The organism is Leptothoe sp. PORK10 BA2 (assembly GCF_034932105.1).
Classification (GTDB): domain Bacteria; phylum Cyanobacteriota; class Cyanobacteriia; order Phormidesmidales; family Phormidesmidaceae; genus Leptothoe.
Map to the genome: position 1 here is coordinate 1 of NZ_JAYGIG010000160.1, position 18,005 is coordinate 18,005.

Here is an 18,005-nt window from a genome sequence, read left to right on the forward strand (position 1 = left end):
ATGTTCTGCCGTATTCGCGGTTACCTATCCACTCTACGCAAACAGGGGCATAACGTTCTGGATGCCCTCATGGGATTGTTCTCTGGAAACCCTATAACTCTCCTACCCCAGCCTGAGTAGTTACGACCGGGCAGGAGACAACAGGTAATGCACATGATTGGGCATCACACAAAGACCATAGAGAATGACAGGGGGTACACCCACCCATAACAAACTGTTGAGTGCGTTGAATGCGTTGATGTGGTTTGGATTACGGAAACAGCTTTATACGGTATTTGTGACGGACCAACGACTGTGGTTTCCGGCGGTTGACCTGTTACGTATCCCGATGTCATGGTTGTTGCGGACCCGCCGGAGTTGAAATCGGGGCGCAAGGATACTGTGATTAACCCAATCTTGATTGCCGAAACGCTCTCACGATCGACTCAAAACTATGATCGCGGCGACAATTTTTTGCACTATCGCACCATTGAGACTTTTCAAGAGTATGGGTTGGTTGACCAGTATCGTCCGTTTGTGGAACATCATGTAAGGCAGTCTGCGCACCAGTGGCTATTGACTGAGTATCAGGGAGTAGATACGTCTTTTTCGCTGGTATCGGTGCCAGTCAAAATTGCCCTGGCTGATTTATATGAGGGGATTAAATTTGAGGCTGCTGAGGAGGGTGATGGTGAGGTGGAGTAACTTGCCCTCAAGATAGTAAGGCGGATAAGGTCTTTGTACAGTGCATAGGCTCCTGACATGTCTGACATTATGTCGGGCTTTTTTCTTTGGTGTTGATGCTTGCTATCTAGCTACAGTTGTTCTAGATAAGTCAGTAGTTAATATACTTAGGGCAGATTTATCTGACTGCTTTAGTTATGTCCCTGTTCTATGTCTGACTCAGTTCGTTGTCAATATTGGTGGCGCTACATCCTAGGATTTTTACTAGGGGTGTGTCTGGTGCTTGCCAGTGCTGGCCCATTAGCTGCACAGCAAGTGATTACATGGGAGGATTTACAGCCCCAGACCACCACATTGCAGAACCCCTATGGGCATCTGTCTACTGAGCAGGCCTATGATTTATCCATGTTGGTCCGTCTGCAACGGTGGGTAGATCAAAATCAGGTTGATGCTGAGACGTTTGAGGCTCAAGAAGTGCAGCGGCTAAGGCAGAAGCTTGAGGACCAAGGGTTAGATGTGGCTCGGCTCCTCACTCAGGTTGATCAGGCTCAAGCCTATTGGCAAGAGCAATCTCAGTCTACGAATATGCGCTTGGAAGAACAGGCTGTCACCCTTTCAGGCTATGTTTTGCCGTTGGCTTGGGACCAGGAGCAGCGGGTCACTCAGTTTTTGTTGGTTCCCTATGTGGGGGCTTGCATTCATGTGCCGCCACCGCCACCTAATCAAATTGTCTATGTGGAACCAGCGGTTGCGATTGAGACGCCTGGTTTGTTTGCCTCTGTTTCAGTTACTGGCCAGCTGCGACAACAATCTGCGAGCTATGATTTGTTTCGTGTGGATGGTACTCGCTCGGTTGATGTGAGTTATGCTCTCGCCCTGACAGATATCACGCTCAATCAGCCAGAGTCTGGGGAATCTGCGCTGTCTATACCCGCTGGCCCGATTTGGAAAACATTGCCGGTCAGAGTCTCAGCGGTTTTGACCCAGGCGATGGGTAATTTGCATAGCCAGCGTTCCACGGGCGCTTTTTTGTTCGGGTTGCTGTTGGCCTTTAGTTATGGGGTGCTTCATACTCTGGGACCTGGACATGGCAAAGCAGTGATTATCTCCTACTTTGTGGGTAAAGGTGGCAGTTTACGTCGGGGACTAGTCATGGGGGTGCGTATTGCCGTGGTCCATGTGCTGTCGGCTATTGTTGTTGTTGTGCTGACGGATACTGTTGTGCGTCAGGCGGGGGGAAGTACTCCTGATAATTATCGAATAGTGCAGTTGATTAGCTATGGCGCGATCGCAACTATTGGAGCCTGGCTGCTTTGGCAAGCTCTACATACGGTTCAAGAACCTCACCATAACGTCGTTGTTTCTGAGCTAGTTTTGTCACCTAGCCTCACCCAACAGTTGTCAGAGACTAAGCCACGCTTACCGCAGCTATGCAATTGTTTGACCTGTGATGATCGGGAAGGAGGGGGAGGATGGTTATCCCTGGCCATTGGTGCAGTGCCCTGCAGTGGAGCCCTGCTGGTGTTGCTCTATGGGCTGGCGAATAATCTGTTGTGGCCCAGTGTTGCCATGGTGTTGGCGATTTCTGTCGGTATGGCGATCACCCTGGCTTGGATCGGGGCCATGGCCATCATGGGACGGCAATATGCCGAACGTCGTCTGGGAAAAAGACAACAATGGTTAACCCAGGGGGTCAGAATTTTGGGCGCAAGCTGTGTACTTTTGCTGGGGCTAGGGTTATTTGGGGTGACCTTGGCATCCGGTGGTCTGTCATTTGCCCTGCCTTAACTTAAAAGAGAGTAACTCTGCAGGCATGGGGTCCAGAGTTACTCTCTTTTTTTGCATACTTTTGCAGATAAACCTTGTCCACGTCCAGAGCTGTAGTTTTTTCGGTGGGAAACCTCCAGGTTTCAACTTGGGCGTGGTTTAAGTCGTTTACGGGTTTACCTACATCGAGGTCTGTTGTTGTCCTAGTAAACAGCGAGCACAGCTACATTCCAGCGCATCTAGGATGGGATTGGAGTCTGCTTGTACTAGATGCGGGATGCCATTGTCTGTGGGCTGATCGGCATGGCTAGCCATGACTGGCTGAGCCATGGTTAGGGCCAAGGCCAATGAGCCAGAGCAGCCGAGAGCCGTTAGTATATTGGGCTGGTTAAGCATAGGATTTGCGATCGCATTATTTTGCCCCTACTATACCCTGTCCAGCCAAATTCGGTTTCTCAGCCCAGAGAAATTCAGTTGACATAGAGGGATGAACCTTTTGGCATGGCAATTGTTCGGGGTGAGCTGCTGCAGGTGGTGGCGACCACTACTGTGCTTTGCGATCTGACGGAGCAAATTGCCCAAGATACGATTGCTCTGGCCTGTTTGCTGGAGCCTGGTCACGATCCTCACTCCTATCAGGCTAAGCCCTCGGACCGCAAAGCCCTCGATGCAGCGGCGTTAGTGTTATATTCGAGCTAGCGTAAGAGGGCAAAGCTATGACGCTCGCTACACCCAAAACCTATACCGCTGAAGAGTATCTGGCTCTGGAGGTGGAGTCTGAGCTGCGCCATGAATACTGTGCTGGAGAAATTGTAGAAATGACTGGGGGTACACCCAATCACAATGAAATCATAGCCAACCTGATCTTTTTGCTCAAAATGGCGCTAAGGCAGCAACCGTACAGCATTTTTGTCACAGATCAGCGATTATGGATACCCGAGCATGATGTCTATACATATCCAGATGTGATGGTGACATCGCGTCCACCAGAACTCAAGTCCGGACGTAAAGATACTGTTATTAATCCGATTGTGATTGCTGAAACTCTCTCACGTTCGACTCAAAACTATGATCGTAGTGAGAAGTTTGTTCACTATCGCACTATTGCATCGTTTCAAGAATATGTGTTAATTGACCAGTATCGTCCTTTTGTAGAGCACCATGTCAAACAGTCTGAGCATCAGTGGCTACTGACGGAGTATCAGGGGCTAGATGCGGCTTTTTCACTGATGTCGGTGCCGGTTGAGATTGCGTTAGCTGATTTATACGAAGGCATTGAGTTTGAGTCTGCTGACACAATGGCGCCGTCACCATGAAAAGCTGAATCAGCCCGCTGACCCCGACGGGTAACTTCCACCGCGCGGATGAGGTGATTTAGCTGGATGACAATGGTTGCTGTACTACAGTGCTATTGCTAATTAGCGCTGTTGACTTCTACCCTCAGCTAGAAAATAGCCGAGCACTACACCGCTCAAACTGCAGACCAAATCTAGCGAATCCAGCGTTCGGTAAGGCGATATTCCCTGGACAATTTCCTCGGCTGTCATGACTAGCCCAAATAAAACTGGAAACGTAGGTAACCACCGCAGACCTTTAAAGTGCCGTTTATTCAACACCCGATGTCCTAAATAGCTAGCGGCGGCATAGAGCGCTACATGGCCAATTTTGTCATAGTAGGGAATGTTGTCTAGTAAATCTAGGGGTAAATTATTGGTGTAGGCGGCCCATAGGATCAATAAAAATAAGCTGCCATAACCTGCGGCTAGGACGGCAATGTGGCGCTGGGGAGCTTGGCGGTTTGATGACGTTTTCATAGGAACGTTTGCCCAGAGATGTTTTTATAGAATGGTGGATAGCGGGTTGGGATGATGCCGAGCCGATTACGCCGATCTACAGTGGGTAATGTCCCGATCTCGGATATATGCAAACATCAACTGCAGGTGATATTGAGCCATGGGTAATCAACTGAGGCCTTGGTGGCGTCGATTGGGACTGGGGCTGGGGATGGTGGCCTTAATGCTGGGGATGGTGGTGTTTTACGATGTGTCCTCTGGTGCCCAGTCTGAGGTTGGGGACCTGAAGGTGGATGGTGGGCGGTTGAGTGTCCACTTAACCCAACTCGCCACCGAACGCTACTCCAACCTAGCCTTGGCCCGCACCCGTGCCTACTTGATCCAGGAACTGCGATCCTACGGCTATGAACCCATGGCCCAACCCTTCGGCCCTGGCGATGGTTCTAGCGACAGTGTCGGGACTAACCTCAGCGTGATTCGTTTAGGTACCCAGGACCCCGACCATAGAATTTTGGTCGGGGCTCATTATGACTCTGTGGCGGGTTCCCCTGGGGCGGATGATAATGCCAGTGCCGTTGCTGCTGCCCTGGAAGTGGCTCGTCTGTTTGTTAATTACCCCACGGATAAAACTCTGCAGGTGGTGTTTTTTGACCAGGAGGAACTGCAGCCCGAAGGGGCGGGGCTACGGGGGAGTAATGCTTTTGTGAATAGGCCGGGCAACTTGGATGGTTTAGATAGTGCCGTAATTTTAGAAATGTTGGGTTATGCCTGTTATGAGCCGGGCTGTCAGAGCTATCCAGCGGGGTTAGAACAGCAGGATTTGCCTAGTCAGGGGGATTTTATTGGTGTGCTTGGGGATGCGGAACATCCGGATCTGTTGGCGGCGTTTGCCACTGAGGAGGAACTGGCGTCCCCCGAGGAGAGAACTTTGAGGGCGGTAACATTGCCGGTGCCCGTGGGGGCATTGCCGTTTATGCCAGATTTGTTTCGCAGCGATCATGTGCCCTTTTGGTTAAAGGGGGTGGGGGCTGTGATGGTGACTGACACTGCCAATTTTCGAAACCCTAACTACCACCGCAGCAGCGATACGGTGGAGAGTTTAGATTTAGACTTTTTGGGCCAAACAACTCAGTATGTGGTGGACCGCTTGGAGAGATTGTTGACGGTGAGCTAGTTGCTTCTAGGAGCTGACGGCTTGTTCTGGGCTGGGGTTTTCTATGGAGGAGGAGGAGTCTAGGGCAGATTTTGGGTGCAGGGGCTGGTGTTCTATTTTGTTCGCGGTCTGGCTCTCTGTTTTGTTCTCCTCTTTCTGATGTTCTTCTGAAGCATGGCTATTGTCTAGGGCGACAGTCTCTGGACTGACAGTGCCAGAGTTGCTAGGTGATGATTCTGTCTGCAGGGCGTCTTTTTCGAGGATGTCTGTGGTGAGGATGTCTTCTGTCTGAAGCGTGTCGTCTGGCGCCGGGGTCAATAGTAAAAGCCGTTTTTTGGCCCTGGCCATGGGTTGAATGAAGTCGGCGATCCGATCTTCTACCCAGATTAAGCCAGCTCCGAGGGCTTCGGCGAGGGTGCTGATGAGTCGGTAGAGGGCGACACTGCTAAGAAGTAGTCCGGTGGGGATTTGATGGCCGAGGAGTGCGATCGCAACCGCTTCAAAGACCCCCAACCCGCCCGGTGCTCCAGGCACCACCAGACCCATTAACCAGGCCAGGCTAAAGGCCCCCATCACCGGCAGAAACTGACCTGGTTTCAAAGCTTGCAGCGCCACAATCGTCATAATGAATCCCAGACCGCGCAGGGCGACGAACCCCAACTCTCCCAGCAGGGAGCGCCAGGGATAGGTTTGTAACCGCAGGGTGCTGGTAATGACCGTGAGGCCTTGATCCTTGGCCTTGGCCTTGCCCAGTTTCCGCAGAAATGGATTGAGGAACCGGGGATGAATCGCCACCAGCATGGCTACCAATGCCCCCAAGGTCAGCACTAGCAGCCGCCAGTCGCTGGCCACCGTAAAGCTATAGCAAATTGTTGCCAGACCTAGGGCGGCGGCTGCCATCAGCACCGGTTCTAGCAACACCCCAACGATGGCCGCGCCGGTGGATGAGCCAGTGGACTGCAGTTCTCGCACCCGACCATAGAAGTGCCACACATTCCCCGGCAGATACTTGGCAATGTTGGTTTTCAGGTAAACCACCGTAGACCAGCGACCATCCCGAGGCTGTCCGATGGTATGCAAAATGATGTGCCACACCCACCCCGACCAAATATGCGCGATCAACGTTATGCCCAACGCAATGGTCAGTAGGGGCAGAGTACCGCTACTGAGTTCAATGCTTCTAACTTCTTGCCAATGATCCTTGAGGGTGTTGGCGAGAAAAAATAGAATGCCACCGAATAAAAACCAGCGAAGGATACGTTTAACCATGGATGGGGAGAACCAGCGTATAAAACGGCGGTGTGAAATGATTGGGCAGGATTTGGGCCAGGGCTCTGGGTAGGAGTTTGGCCAGGGTTCAGGAGTATTAAACCTTGTTCACGTTAAAAACTGTAGGGTTTATAACTCAGACTTTGGATTTGGATGGTTAATTTGCAAACACTTTAGACTGCTTGCTGGGGTTTATAGCCTCCCATAATACGTCCACTACATCGATATTGCTGGTAATAGGTCTGACTGACGGGATCGCTCAGGTCTACGATGGAATCGATCCCAATGCCATTGCGGCCCTGGTCTTTGCCGGAGCTATGGATGTAGCGCCCTTGCCCCAGGTGTAAGGCCACATGGGTGGTGCGTTCCGGGGTGCCAAAAAAGATCAGATCCCCAGGGAGCAGCTCGGCTTGATCGATGGTGTTGGTAAAGGCTTCCTGCTGATAGGAATCGCGGGGTAGGGGCACTCCCACCGAGGCAAATGCTGCCTGCATCAGGCCCGAGCAGTCGTAGTTGGGGGCGACGGTGCCTCCCCACAGGTATTGATTGGGGACGGCCATGGCGGCTTGGGTAAAGGCAATGGCCCCAGGAATGGCTTGCTCGATGTCTTGGCGGGTGACGGTGGGGGGCTGGTAGGGTGCAGCGGCTGGGGTGATGGCCTCCAGGTCCGTGAGCCGGAGCCAGCCGGGATAGTCATCGGCGACGAGGACGATGCGGATGCCCGTGGGTTCGATGGCGGTGATTTTAAGCGGGTATCCGGCGGCGGCTTGGGTGACGAGGTCGGGTTGATCGGGAATTTTGTAAAGGTTGAGGTTGCGATCGCATCGATACTCAGCCCCAGGCTCCAACCGCCAGCGATTTTTTAACTCTTCCAGTCGCATCACGTCCCCTCCCTTTTCCTCGTCTTGGCACGGTATCCACAAGATGCAGCCCCTACTTTAATCCAAAGTTTCACTAACCGGGCCCCCTGAATCTAATTGCTCGATTTAACGAATGAGCCAATACATCAGACAATAAAAAATATTCTGTTGCAATCGCTACAATTTGTTAGCTGTCCCACTCCGGTAATCATCCTTATGACTCTGACTGCATCCCGACCCCAGGTCAATGAAACCTTTCGCACCACCCTCAACGCCTTAGACATTCCCGCGCGGTTGCTATTGGGACCCGGTCCTTCCAACTCCGACCCTGCCGTTGTGGCCGCCATGAATCGTCAGCCCATCGGTCATCTAGACCCCGCCTATCTGGACCTGATGGACGAAGTCCAATCCATGATGCGCTACGTGTGGCAAACCGAGAATCCCATGACCATACCCATCAGTGGCACCGGATCCGCCGCCATGGAAGCCACCCTGGCCAACACCGTCGAACCTGGAGATGTAGTCTTAGTGGGGATTAACGGCTACTTTGGCAATCGCATGGTGGACATGGCCAATCGCTACCGCGCCGATGTGCGCAGCATCACCAAACCTTGGGGAGAGGTCTTTAGCCTTAGCGAACTGCGGGCCGCCCTCGAAGAACACCGCCCAGCTATTTTAGGCCTAGTCCACGCTGAAACCTCCACCGGTGCCCGTCAGCCCCTGGAAGGGGTGGGGGATCTGTGCCGTGAATTTGACTGTTTGCTCCTAGTGGACACCGTGACCAGCATGGGGGCTGTGCCTATTTTCCTAGACAATTGGAAAGTGGACATGGCCTACAGCTGCAGCCAAAAAGGCCTCAGCTGCCCCCCCGGCAGCTCCCCGTTCACCATGGGTGAGCGCGCCCTGCAAAAGCTGGACCAGCGCGAGACTCAAGTGGCCAACTGGTATCTGGATATTTCCCTGCTGCGCAACTATTGGGGGAAAGGCCGCACCTATCACCACACCGCCCCGGTCAACATGACCTATGCCATCCGCGAGGCCCTGCGTCTGGTGATGGAAGAAGGTCTAGAAAACTCCTGGGAGCGTCACCAAAAAAATGCTGAGAAGCTATGGGATGGTCTCGCTGATTTAGGTCTCAGTTGTCATGTGGCTAAGGAATATCGTCTGCCCACGCTGACTACGGTCAAGGTCCCCAATGGCGTTGATGCCAAGGCGGTTACTAGCAAGTTGCTGGCTGACCACAATATGGAAATCGGCAATGGTCTCGGCGAGCTAGGGGGCAAGGTTTGGCGCATTGGCCTGATGGGCTACAACAGCCAGTCAGAGAATGTGGATCGTCTGTTGGCTGCCCTGGGTCAAGTGATGGCAGAGATTTAAATCGTCTTGCCAACACCCCCATCCCCCATGCAAGATGATGCCCTGGGGGATGGGGGTGTTGGGTTAATGGCTTGGGCAACGTTGGCTGAAAAAGGTATTCCTGCTAGCAAAGAGTTGCCAAAGGAGTAACCCAACCAACCCTGGTGCTTGTCGACCATCGTCTGCATAGTGTGATCGATATGGGGCGATGGACGGATGCAGTGATCAGCATGAAAAAACATCTTCGCTGAACTAGGTCAGCGAAGATGCATATAAAAGCAAATGGCCTAAAGGTATTTGGGGCTAAAGGCCTTTTAGACTAAAAGAATTTTAGGAGAGGCTGATCAGTGCCATAGCTGTGCCTAGGCAAACCATGACTAGGACCAAGGCCCAGATCAATTCATAGAGCGCGTAGTTTACATTTTCAGGGTAGCTATGGGTCCCGCGACTACCCTTGTTGTCTGGCATTAGAGTCATCGGTATTACTCTGTCCTTTGGGCCGTGGCCCATGAAGTTGGCTGGGATGGGTTCAGCCAACTAGTCTAGACAAGTATTTTTTGGGATCACGGATCTATTCCAAAAACCTTTATTTTTCCATTCGAAAACCCATCAAGTTGCCAGATCGCGATCAGACTCCTAAGTGCGTTAATTTGTTTGTGGCATAGGAAATAAGCTGGCAGCCTTCAGCCTTTGGTTCGGGTAATAGAGTAAATCGGCTACCAGTCTTTAACCGATTGTGCCGCCCATGGTTTTTGCGATCTAAAGGTTTACCGTAGGGCTTCCACAGCCGTTGCGGGTCCCAAAATTGAAATATATGAGTCCACAAAACAGCGTTTTGCTGCTGCCTGGGCTGCTTCGATGGTGACGGCGGCCACATCGGCTTGGAACTGGATGTCAAACTCAGTGCCCAGGCCCAAAATCTCGTACCAGCCTAGGAGCTGGGCAATTTGCCCGTTAGTCTGTTTGCCCAGGGCATATTGCCCCAGCATTTTGTTTTTGGCTACCTGCAGCTCCTTGGCCGTGAGGGGAATTTCGCACAGGCGGCGTAACTCACTTTGTAGGCCGTCTAGGGCGATGGATGTATTTTCAGGAGCGGTGCCGATGTAGGACACAAACTGGGAGGGACCTAACCGGGTGGGATAAAAGGCAGATACATCGTAGGCGAGACCTTGTTTTTCCCGCAGTTCAACAAATAGACGACTGGAGAGGCCATTCCCCAAGTGGGTGCTCAGCAGCTTTAGGGCGGCAAAGTCTGGATCTTTTACGGGGGCAGCCAGATAGCCCAGAATGACAAAGGCCTGGTTGGTTTCCTGGGGGGTGACGATGCGATAAGCGTGGGATTCTACCTCTGGCAAGCGCGCTGCCGGGGCTGGATCTTGGGGGGCTGCCCAGCTGCCCAGTAGTTTGTCCACTAGGGCCACGGCCCGCTCGGGATCAATCCGACCGACAATGACGACTACCATATTGTCGGGGCGGAAGTGCTGATGATGGGCCTCTAGGAGCGCATCGCGGTCCATGGCGATGAGGGTTTCTTCGGTGCCCATGCTGGAAAAACCGTAGGGATGGTTGCCATACATGCCCTCCCGAAAATACTTGTAGGCCACACTAAAGGGCTGCTCTTGCATGGATCGCAGCCCTTGGATGGTGAGTTTGCGTTCCAGGTCAATTTCGTTTTTAGGGAAGCTGGGCTCCCGCAGAATTTCGGTGGCGAGGGTGAAGATTTTCTCAAAGTCGGCGGAGACGGTTTTGACGCTGACCAGGCTATAGTCTGAGGCGCTGTCTGCCCCTAGGCTAGCGCCTACATACTCTACAGCTTCGGCAATTTCTAGGGAGCTGCGATGGGCGGTGCCCCTGGTGAGTAGAGAGGTGAGGAGGCTAAAAATGCCTGCATTTTCTGGGGTTTCATGGCCTTGCCCAACGGGTAAAAATACCCGAGCTGAGACGATATCAGCGACTGGATTTTCGATGGCGATAACTTTGAGGCCGTTGCCCAGATGGGTCGTAATGGAGTTTTGTTTCGGGGCAGTGGATACAGTCACAGGTGTCGTGGTTGAGAGTGTTTAGTGAATGGCTGCAGGGATTTTAAGGGTGGAGTTGCTGGATGGCCAGTCGGCGACTGGGAACCCATGAGCCTTAGGTAGGTGTTAGAGCTAGGGTACCGCAACGGTGGGGGGAGAGGTACTGCTCGGCGAGGGCCATGAGTTGTGGAGCTGTGTAGGATTCTACGTAGCTGGGATAGGCTAGGGATAGCTCAGGGGTAGCCAGAGTTCCATAGTACCCGTACAGTCCGGCCAACTGGCCCGGGGTTTCCATGGCAAAGGCATAATCGTTGCACAATACTCGTTGGGCTCTTTCTAACTCTACCGCTGTAACCGGTGTGGTGGCTAGGGCGGCGATGCGATCGCAAATCACCTTTTCCACATCCTGAATATGGCGCGGGGCTAACCAGGAGGACAGGACAAACAAACTACAGTCCTGCTGCACCGAAAAACTGCTGGCGATCTCATCCACCCACTGGCGTTCTTCCTGCAGCTCTCGCACTAAGCGGGACATGCGCCCTTCCGCCAGGACCGTCGCTAAAATGTCCAAACCGGTGGCTTTTTCTAAGTCACCGATGCCAGGCCCCAACCAGGCCATCACTAATCGCCCATGCTCCAAGCGGGGCAACGCTAAGGTCTGGTGCAGGAGGGCTGGGGTCTTAGTCAGCAAGTGGTGGGGAGGATCAGCGCTTCCCACCTCAGGACAGGGTGCCCAGCGGGCAAAGGTACGAAACTTAGTTTGAACGAGTTCCAAAACCCGGTTTAGGGAGACGCCACCGGTGACCACCACCTGCATATCCCCTGGCTGGTAGTAAGCCCGGTGGAACTGGCGCATGTCTTCCGGCGAAAGTTCCTGCAAAATTTCTGGGGTACCCAGCACGGAGCGCCCGTAGGGATGGTCGCCGTAGATCATTTCCGACAAGGTCTGAAAGCCAAGCCAGTCGGGGTCGTCCCAGGCCTGGTGAATCTCTTCAATCACCACCTGCCGTTCTCGAACAAACTCATCCGCTGGGATAGCCGCATGGAGGAGAAGATCCGCCAGATAGGGTAGCGCATGATCCAAATCATCCGCTGCTACCGTCATATAAAAGTGGGCGTAATCATGGCTGGTGGCGGCGTTAGTCAGCCCCCCCCGGCTTTCAATTGCCGCATCAAACATCCCTGGCAAGATGTGCTCAGTGCCCTTGAACACCATGTGCTCTAAAAAATGAGCCATGCCTGTCCAATCAGTGGGCTCATAGCGGGCTCCGGCCTTGATCCAAACATCCACTACCACCACCGGCGTCGTTGTGATCTCCTGGTGAATCACAGTTAACCCATTGTCTAACCGGACAACGCTGGCAGGAAAAGCCATAGGATCACGATCGCTATTAGATGGGTTGGAGGGAGCAATGTCAGGGGCTGAACTCAATGGTTGGGTGCCTACTGTATAAGTGTTAATCCTATCGCTCTAGGTTGTTTTCGGGAATACATTCCGACTGGATCGCACCAACCTGAAATAAATAGTAAAAAGAGAAAATTAAACACATTATTTGAGGCAAGGGCCTAGCCCCATGGCAACCGGCTGCCTGGATGGGACAGACCCATTTCTCCGACAAAAAATAATGGCTTAGCTGCAACTACAGCTAAGCCATTATTTGAAAATCAATCATCATGGTTAAAAGACGCTATATCAGCGTTGGACTATCGCCAAGGGAACAAGCTGCATGGGGCCAAAAAGAACCGTTGCTTGTCACCCATTACCTATTTCATTTCAGCATTTGCTCCCGACGGCTAACAAAGTGTTGAATAACCACGAAAGCAAAGTAGACCATCAATAGATAACTAGTGGAGAGTAGCAAAATCAGTAGGGGTGTAAAGGGGTGGGTCATGGACGTAGCCGGTGTGGGAGGAGTAACAAGGACGATCTGCATGCCAAAAAAAGCAGACAGCAGGAAGTGGCAGCACAGGGCTGGCTCGAATTAACTCAGATGCTTAAAAACTTAAGAAGCCTTGGTACTAGAATTACGCAGCGTCAGACGTGTTGCAGTATCGCTCGTCACTCCGTACACACTTTCGTGGGTACATGCACCGATAAATTCTGTCGCCTATTGCCTGGGGAAACCTAATCGTGCTGACCTAAACCGTAGATTTGAGCAGCATAAGTTGTCTCGCCTTGAAGACATGGGGCTTGCCGTGGGTATTCTGAACCCGAGGCAACAACAACACGTTGGTGAATCCACCTAGTAAAACTAGCAGCCATTAATGGCACTAGAACAAAGTTACTAAGCACCAATCGTCAATCTTTAGTTAATGAAATTTTCCAATTCCTACTATCAGATTAACATAAGCATTTGTTATTTACATAGACATGATTAAAAAAAAGAAATAAAAATATCTAATCAATGCTAGCCAGATCGTTCCTTTTGTGGACTGTTAGCCTGTGGGAGCTGTAAAGCTACTATCCAAAGGGTTTTCCATGAGTTCTAACTGGATTACTAACACCAATTGAGCCGTTAGCTTAGAATGAATATGGATTGCTTAAAGTTTCGTAATCTAGCCATCTGAGCATTTTCCCCCATGACTTCAACAACATCGCTGTTTGCCCCCGTCGAAGCCGATCTGAGGCTGCTGACGGATAATTTAAAGCAGCTGGTCGGTGCTCGGCATCCCATTCTCTACGCTGCGGCAGAGCACCTCTTTGGGGCTGGCGGCAAGCGTATTCGGCCGGCGATTGTACTGCTGCTGGCAAGGGCTACGGTGATGGAGGCCGAAATCCCAGCCCGACATTTTCGGCTGGCGGAAATTACTGAGATGATTCATACCGCTAGCCTTGTCCACGATGATGTGGTAGATGAGTCGTCATTGCGGCGGGGGGTGCCGACGGTCCATAGCAGTTTTACGAATCGGGTGGCGGTGTTGGCGGGGGATTTTTTGTTTGCCCAGTCGTCTTGGCATTTGGCTAATCTGGACAATCTGACGGTGGTGAAGCTGCTTTCCCGGGTGATCATGGACCTAGCGGAGGGGGAGATTCAGCAGGGGCTGAATCGATTTGACACTACCCTATCCATCGATGCCTATCTGATGAAGAGCTATTACAAGACGGCGTCGCTGATTGCCAATAGCTGTAAGTCGGTGGGGGTGTTGAGTCACACATCTGATGCTCTGGCTGAGTCGTTTTATCAATATGGTCGGAGTCTGGGACTGGCGTTCCAGATTGTGGATGACATTTTGGACTTTACGGGGTCTGAAGAGGTGTTGGGTAAGCCCGCTGGTTCTGACTTATTGAGTGGTAATCTCACAGCCCCCGTCCTGTATGCCATGGAGGAAAACCCCCACCTGACCACCCTGATTGAGCGGGAGTTTGCTCAAGGCGGAGATTTTGACGAGGCCATGGCATTGGTCCGATCGAGTCGTGGGATTGAGCGCTCACGAGAACTGGCGGCGCAGCATGTGGAGCGGGCGGTGGAGAATTTGGCCGGATTGCCCCAGTCTGAGCCCAAACGGGCGTTGGAAGCGTTGTCGGACTATGTTTTGAGTCGCTTGTATTAATGGGCGGGTATGGACTACGGGTCTGGAGCCTGGGCGGTGGGGTATGTCCATGGGCTTTGCCCTAGGTGCGGGGTCTTTCTTTAGCTGATTTTCTTTGACAGATGACTCAGTACCCTATACTTTCGGCTGGGAGCTTGTTGTTAGCTTTCATGGTGTGTGCTGGGGCGATGGTCCGGAGGCAGGAATGAACAATCCGGTGAATCCAGTGGTATGTCTGGGGGAAATCCTGGTTGATAGTTTTTGGGTGGGAGAAGAGAAAAAGAAGCTGTCGTTGCCCGGGGGAGCGCCGGCTAATGTCGCTTGCGGTCTGGCCAAGCTGGGGACACCTTCAGAATTTATTGGGGCGGTGGGAATGGATGCCTGGGGGCAGGCCCTGGGACGGCTGCTAACGGATCTGCAGGTGGGGGCTCGGGGGCTGCAGCAGCATCCGACGGCTCCTACCCGTGAGGTCTATGTGTTGAGGGATGCAACGGGGGAGCGCTCGTTTGGTGGGTTTTCGTTGCCGGACCCGACCAGTTTTGCGGATGCCCATTTGATTTGCGATCGCATCGATCCCAACCTATTCACCGGGGCCAAATATCTCGTCCTAGGCACCCTGGGGCTGGCCTATCCCGAAACCCGAGAGTCCATGTTGCAGGCGGTGGGATGGATTCAGCAGCAAAATGGTCGAGTGGTGCTGGATGTGAACTGGCGGCCCATGTTTTGGGAAAATCCTGCCCAGGCCCTGGGGTTGGTTTACGATTTACTGAAACAGGCCTCATTTCTGAAGCTGTCGGATACTGAAGCGCAGTGGTTATTGGATACGACGGACCCGGTGGCCATCGCCGCCCAACGACCCTATTTAGAAGGGGTGATGGTGACCGCTGGGGCGGCGGGCTGCCGTTATTATCTGGGGGGCCACAGTGGCCATGTGCCTGGGTTTGATGTGGATGTGGAAGATACGACCGGTGCGGGAGATGCCTTTGTGGCGGGGTTTTTGCATCAGCTGTGTACCCTGGGTCGCAGTTGTTTGTTGGATGCTGAATGTGCCCATGCAATGGTGCGGTATGCCAGTGCAGTGGCGGCGCTGACCACGACGCGGGCGGGTGCGATCGCAGGCCAACCCACCCCGAGAGAAGTAGACGCATTTTTGTTTTTGAGAAAGTAAACGTTATCCCATGGCCCAAGAAATTGAACGGAAATTTCTAGTCCAAAATGAGACTTGGCGCACCTTGGCGGAGGGGCGTTACTACTGCCAGGGGTATATTCCCACCCAAGGCAAACAAACCGTGCGCATCCGCATTGTGGGGGACCAGGGATATCTCACCTTGAAGGGACCCGCCAAGGGGATTAGCCGCTCGGAATTTGAGTACGCCATTCCCCTCGCAGACGCCCAGAGGATGTTGCAGGAGCTATGCCAAAAACCGCTGATTGAGAAGCATCGGTATCGCATTCCCATCGGCCCAGTGGTGTGGGAAGTGGATGACTTCCTAGGGGAGAATCAGGGACTGATTTTGGCGGAGGTGGAGCTGACCCAGGCTGAGCAAACCGTGGCGCTGCCCAGTTGGATCGGGACGGAAGTGACGGGAGATCCGCGATATTACAATTCCAACTTGGTGCTGTACCCATTTAAGGATTGGACTTAATAGGAGCCCTTAAAAATTCTCTCTGACTGCCCCCGAGCTAATCGGTGCTCTCCTGGCATATGAGAGGTGGCATGTTCCTGGCCGTTACCTGAGGCCTTGCTAGGATCACTAAAGGGAGGGACAAAGGCGTGACGATCGGAGTCGTAGGCCAAAATGCTGCCGTCATGGATGTTATAAATCCAGCCGTGGAGCGATAAATTTCCCCGGTGGAGCATGGAGCGCACGGGAGGATAGGTTTTGAGGTTTTCCAGCTGGGTGAGGACATTCTCTGCCACTAGGATATCCAGCTTGTCGGATTTTTCTAAATCGCCGTAGTTGTCTTCCACCAGCTGTCGGGTCGCTTCTGTGTGGATCAGCCAGTTATACACCAGGGGCATTTTGGCTTCTAGGTCGCCAATTTGTAAGAGGCCCTTCATGGCACCGCAGCTAGAATGGCCGCAAACAATGATGTGATCGACATGCAAAGACTTGATGGCGTATTCAATGGTTGCCCCCTCACCACCATTGGTTGCGCCAAAGGGCGGCACAATGTTGCCCGCATTGCGAATCACAAACAGTTCCCCTAACTCCGACTGGGTGATGAGTTCTGGCTGTACCCGTGAGTCTGAGCAGGTAATAAATAATGCATTGGGATTTTGACCTTGAGCCAGCGTGGCCATCAGCTTTTGATGCTCAGGCACATAGGTGTCCTGAAACTGACGGAGACCTCGCATTAACTTTTTCATCGTCTTCAGTCCTCAATACCGGTTCCCTGGGCCTGGGGTGATTCGCCCTTTAATCCTTATCCCATATCTTTAGAGTGCTGTGTGCAAAGTTTTACTTATCAATGTGATTAATCGGGGTCTGGGCTGATTTCGCTATGATGCATAGGGCTTTTTATTTATGCTGCTATGACCGATGTGCCGGTGATTAAGGCGATATATACCGACGGTGCCTGTTCGGGCAATCCTGGACCGGGCGGGTGGGGTACGGTAATTTATTTTGCCAATGGGCAGATCCAAGAACTGGGGGGCCATGAACCGGGGACGACGAATAATCGGATGGAAATGCAGGCTGCGATCGCAGCGCTCCAATTCCTCCAGCAACACGATTACGACACCCCCGTCGAACTCCACACCGACAGCAAATACCTCATCCAGGGCATCACCCAATGGATGCGCGGCTGGAAACGCAAAGGCTGGAAAACAGCCGCTGGTAAGGCCGTCTTAAATCAGGACCTGTGGTTAGAGCTAGACGAACTGACCCAAACCCTCAAAAACAATCAAAAAGTAGACATTACCTGGACCTACGTCAAAGGTCACGCCGGCGATATCGGCAACGAACGCTGCGATGAAATTGCCCGAGCTTTTTCCCATCAACGGCGCATCAGCCTCAAACAGGCTGCCGATAGCCCGCCCTCAACCCCTCAAGTAACTGCGGTGAAGTCGAGCCCAACCACGTCGACTCCAGATCCAGTTCCCTCAGATCCGGTTTCCCAAGAGTCAATCGCTAAAGATCCGGTCTATCCAGCACCTCAGCCAATCGCCAAACCCACCCCCCAAAAAGAAATTTCCCCATCCACATCCAATACATTGCCCCCTAGCGATATGTCCGACACTAGAATCAACCGCGTCAGTAACACCCTCAAACTGTTGCAAGTTGCCGACGAACTAGCAACGCAGGGATACCTGATCACCACCTCGGAATTAGTCGTGCTCACCGGAGTCTCCGCCAGCGACCTAGCCAACAAGCGTGGCGATGATTGGACCTGGCGCAACTGGACAGTCTCCTGCGTTAGCAGTGAGTCCGATCAAGAGAAATTTTGGCAATTAGAGAGAATTGAAGCCTAGTGCAGTGTCAAAGCTTAATTTTAGGGTAAACGGAGGCTAGCTTACAGCGAGCATCATCGACCTTCATCTGCCAGTCAACCCCCCGTTGCCTGTGGTTGATATCGTTTGACCAAGCGGTCG

Annotated in this window: 18 protein-coding genes; 11 read left to right on the top strand and 7 right to left on the bottom strand. The window is 52.6% G+C overall.

From position 1 onward, the window contains the following. Nucleotides 1-184 precede the first annotated feature (184 nt). The 3 genes from VB741_RS24540 to VB741_RS24550 all read left to right on the top strand — a co-directional run bounded on the left by VB741_RS24540 (nt 185) and on the right by VB741_RS24550 (nt 2,451). On the top strand, nt 185-361 hold the full coding sequence (locus VB741_RS24540) for a hypothetical protein (protein ID WP_323367856.1): 177 nt from the start codon (nt 185-187) through the stop codon (nt 359-361). Further along, nucleotides 334-684: a Uma2 family endonuclease gene (locus tag VB741_RS24545; protein ID WP_323367857.1), complete on the top strand. Its 351-nt coding sequence runs from the start codon at nt 334-336 to the stop codon at nt 682-684. The genes VB741_RS24540 and VB741_RS24545 overlap by 28 nt, the downstream gene beginning before the upstream one ends. Nucleotides 685-873: 189 nt before the next feature. Then, nucleotides 874-2,451, top strand: coding sequence for a HoxN/HupN/NixA family nickel/cobalt transporter (locus VB741_RS24550; RefSeq protein ID WP_323367858.1), 1,578 nt, complete (start codon nt 874-876; stop codon nt 2,449-2,451). A gap of 159 nt (nt 2,452-2,610) precedes the next feature. On the opposite strand, the gene VB741_RS24555 is transcribed toward VB741_RS24550, so the two are convergent. Beyond that, nucleotides 2,611-2,826: a hypothetical protein gene (locus tag VB741_RS24555; protein WP_323367859.1), complete on the bottom strand. Its 216-nt coding sequence runs from the start codon at nt 2,824-2,826 to the stop codon at nt 2,611-2,613. A gap of 105 nt (nt 2,827-2,931) precedes the next feature. On the opposite strand from VB741_RS24555, the gene VB741_RS24560 reads away from it, so the two are divergent. Next, nucleotides 2,932-3,129, top strand: a complete 198-nt coding sequence (locus VB741_RS24560) for a metal ABC transporter solute-binding protein, Zn/Mn family (protein ID WP_323367860.1) — start codon at nt 2,932-2,934, stop codon at nt 3,127-3,129. 17 nt (nt 3,130-3,146) lie between these two features. After that, complete coding sequence (locus tag VB741_RS24565) at nt 3,147-3,746, top strand: Uma2 family endonuclease (protein ID WP_323367861.1); 600 nt, start codon at nt 3,147-3,149, stop codon at nt 3,744-3,746. Between the two features lie 102 nt (nt 3,747-3,848). Here VB741_RS24565 and VB741_RS24570 read toward each other — a convergent pair whose 3' ends face one another. Further along, a complete protein-coding gene (locus VB741_RS24570) occupies nt 3,849-4,244 on the bottom strand; it encodes a hypothetical protein (RefSeq protein ID WP_323367862.1) in 396 nt (131 codons plus the stop codon). A gap of 139 nt (nt 4,245-4,383) precedes the next feature. Here VB741_RS24570 and VB741_RS24575 point away from each other — a divergent pair, with 139 nt between their 5' ends. Continuing rightward, nucleotides 4,384-5,397 carry a M28 family peptidase gene (locus VB741_RS24575; RefSeq protein WP_323367863.1) on the top strand — a complete coding sequence of 338 codons (1,014 nt, stop codon included), beginning with the start codon at nt 4,384-4,386 and terminating at the stop codon, nt 5,395-5,397. Between the two features lie 6 nt (nt 5,398-5,403). Here the strand turns inward: VB741_RS24575 and VB741_RS24580 are convergent, their stop codons facing one another. Together VB741_RS24580 and VB741_RS24585 are read right to left on the bottom strand one after the other, a co-directional pair. Continuing rightward, nucleotides 5,404-6,645 carry a lysylphosphatidylglycerol synthase transmembrane domain-containing protein gene (locus VB741_RS24580; RefSeq protein ID WP_323367864.1) on the bottom strand — a complete coding sequence of 414 codons (1,242 nt, stop codon included), beginning with the start codon at nt 6,643-6,645 and terminating at the stop codon, nt 5,404-5,406. Between the two features lie 173 nt (nt 6,646-6,818). Further along, nucleotides 6,819-7,526, bottom strand: coding sequence for a C40 family peptidase (locus VB741_RS24585; protein ID WP_323367865.1), 708 nt, complete (start codon nt 7,524-7,526; stop codon nt 6,819-6,821). Nucleotides 7,527-7,721: 195 nt separating this feature from the next. Here VB741_RS24585 and VB741_RS24590 point away from each other — a divergent pair, with 195 nt between their 5' ends. Next, entirely contained in the window at nt 7,722-8,882 is a 1,161-nt protein-coding gene (locus VB741_RS24590) for a pyridoxal-phosphate-dependent aminotransferase family protein (RefSeq protein WP_323367866.1), read from the top strand. A 746-nt stretch (nt 8,883-9,628) separates the two neighbouring features. On the opposite strand, the gene VB741_RS24595 is transcribed toward VB741_RS24590, so the two are convergent. Both VB741_RS24595 and VB741_RS24600 read right to left on the bottom strand, forming a co-directional pair. Then, complete coding sequence (locus VB741_RS24595; protein ID WP_323367867.1) at nt 9,629-10,900, bottom strand: M16 family metallopeptidase; 1,272 nt, start codon at nt 10,898-10,900, stop codon at nt 9,629-9,631. Between the two features lie 94 nt (nt 10,901-10,994). Beyond that, the gene (locus tag VB741_RS24600) at nt 10,995-12,254 is read right to left on the bottom strand and encodes a M16 family metallopeptidase (RefSeq protein ID WP_323367868.1); all 1,260 of its coding nucleotides are present in this window, start codon (nt 12,252-12,254) and stop codon (nt 10,995-10,997) included. A 1,205-nt stretch (nt 12,255-13,459) separates the two neighbouring features. Here VB741_RS24600 and sds point away from each other — a divergent pair. The 3 genes from sds (at nt 13,460) to VB741_RS24615 (ending at nt 16,056) form a co-directional block, all read left to right on the top strand. Next, nucleotides 13,460-14,431 carry a solanesyl diphosphate synthase gene (gene sds / locus VB741_RS24605; protein ID WP_323367869.1) on the top strand — a complete coding sequence of 324 codons (972 nt, stop codon included), beginning with the start codon at nt 13,460-13,462 and terminating at the stop codon, nt 14,429-14,431. A gap of 184 nt (nt 14,432-14,615) precedes the next feature. Then, nucleotides 14,616-15,578: a carbohydrate kinase family protein gene (locus tag VB741_RS24610; RefSeq protein WP_323367870.1), complete on the top strand. Its 963-nt coding sequence runs from the start codon at nt 14,616-14,618 to the stop codon at nt 15,576-15,578. Nucleotides 15,579-15,588: 10 nt separating this feature from the next. Next, complete coding sequence (locus VB741_RS24615) at nt 15,589-16,056, top strand: CYTH domain-containing protein (protein WP_323367871.1); 468 nt, start codon at nt 15,589-15,591, stop codon at nt 16,054-16,056. Here VB741_RS24615 and VB741_RS24620 read toward each other — a convergent pair. Further along, nucleotides 16,053-16,781 (bottom strand): carbonic anhydrase, encoded by a 729-nt coding sequence (locus VB741_RS24620; RefSeq protein ID WP_323367872.1) that lies wholly within the window; start codon nt 16,779-16,781, stop codon nt 16,053-16,055. The genes VB741_RS24615 and VB741_RS24620 overlap by 4 nt on opposite strands. 165 nt (nt 16,782-16,946) lie before the next feature. Here VB741_RS24620 and rnhA point away from each other — a divergent pair, with 165 nt between their 5' ends. Next, the gene (gene rnhA, locus VB741_RS24625; RefSeq protein WP_323367873.1) at nt 16,947-17,885 is read left to right on the top strand and encodes a ribonuclease HI; all 939 of its coding nucleotides are present in this window, start codon (nt 16,947-16,949) and stop codon (nt 17,883-17,885) included. Nucleotides 17,886-18,005: the final 120 nt, after the last annotated feature.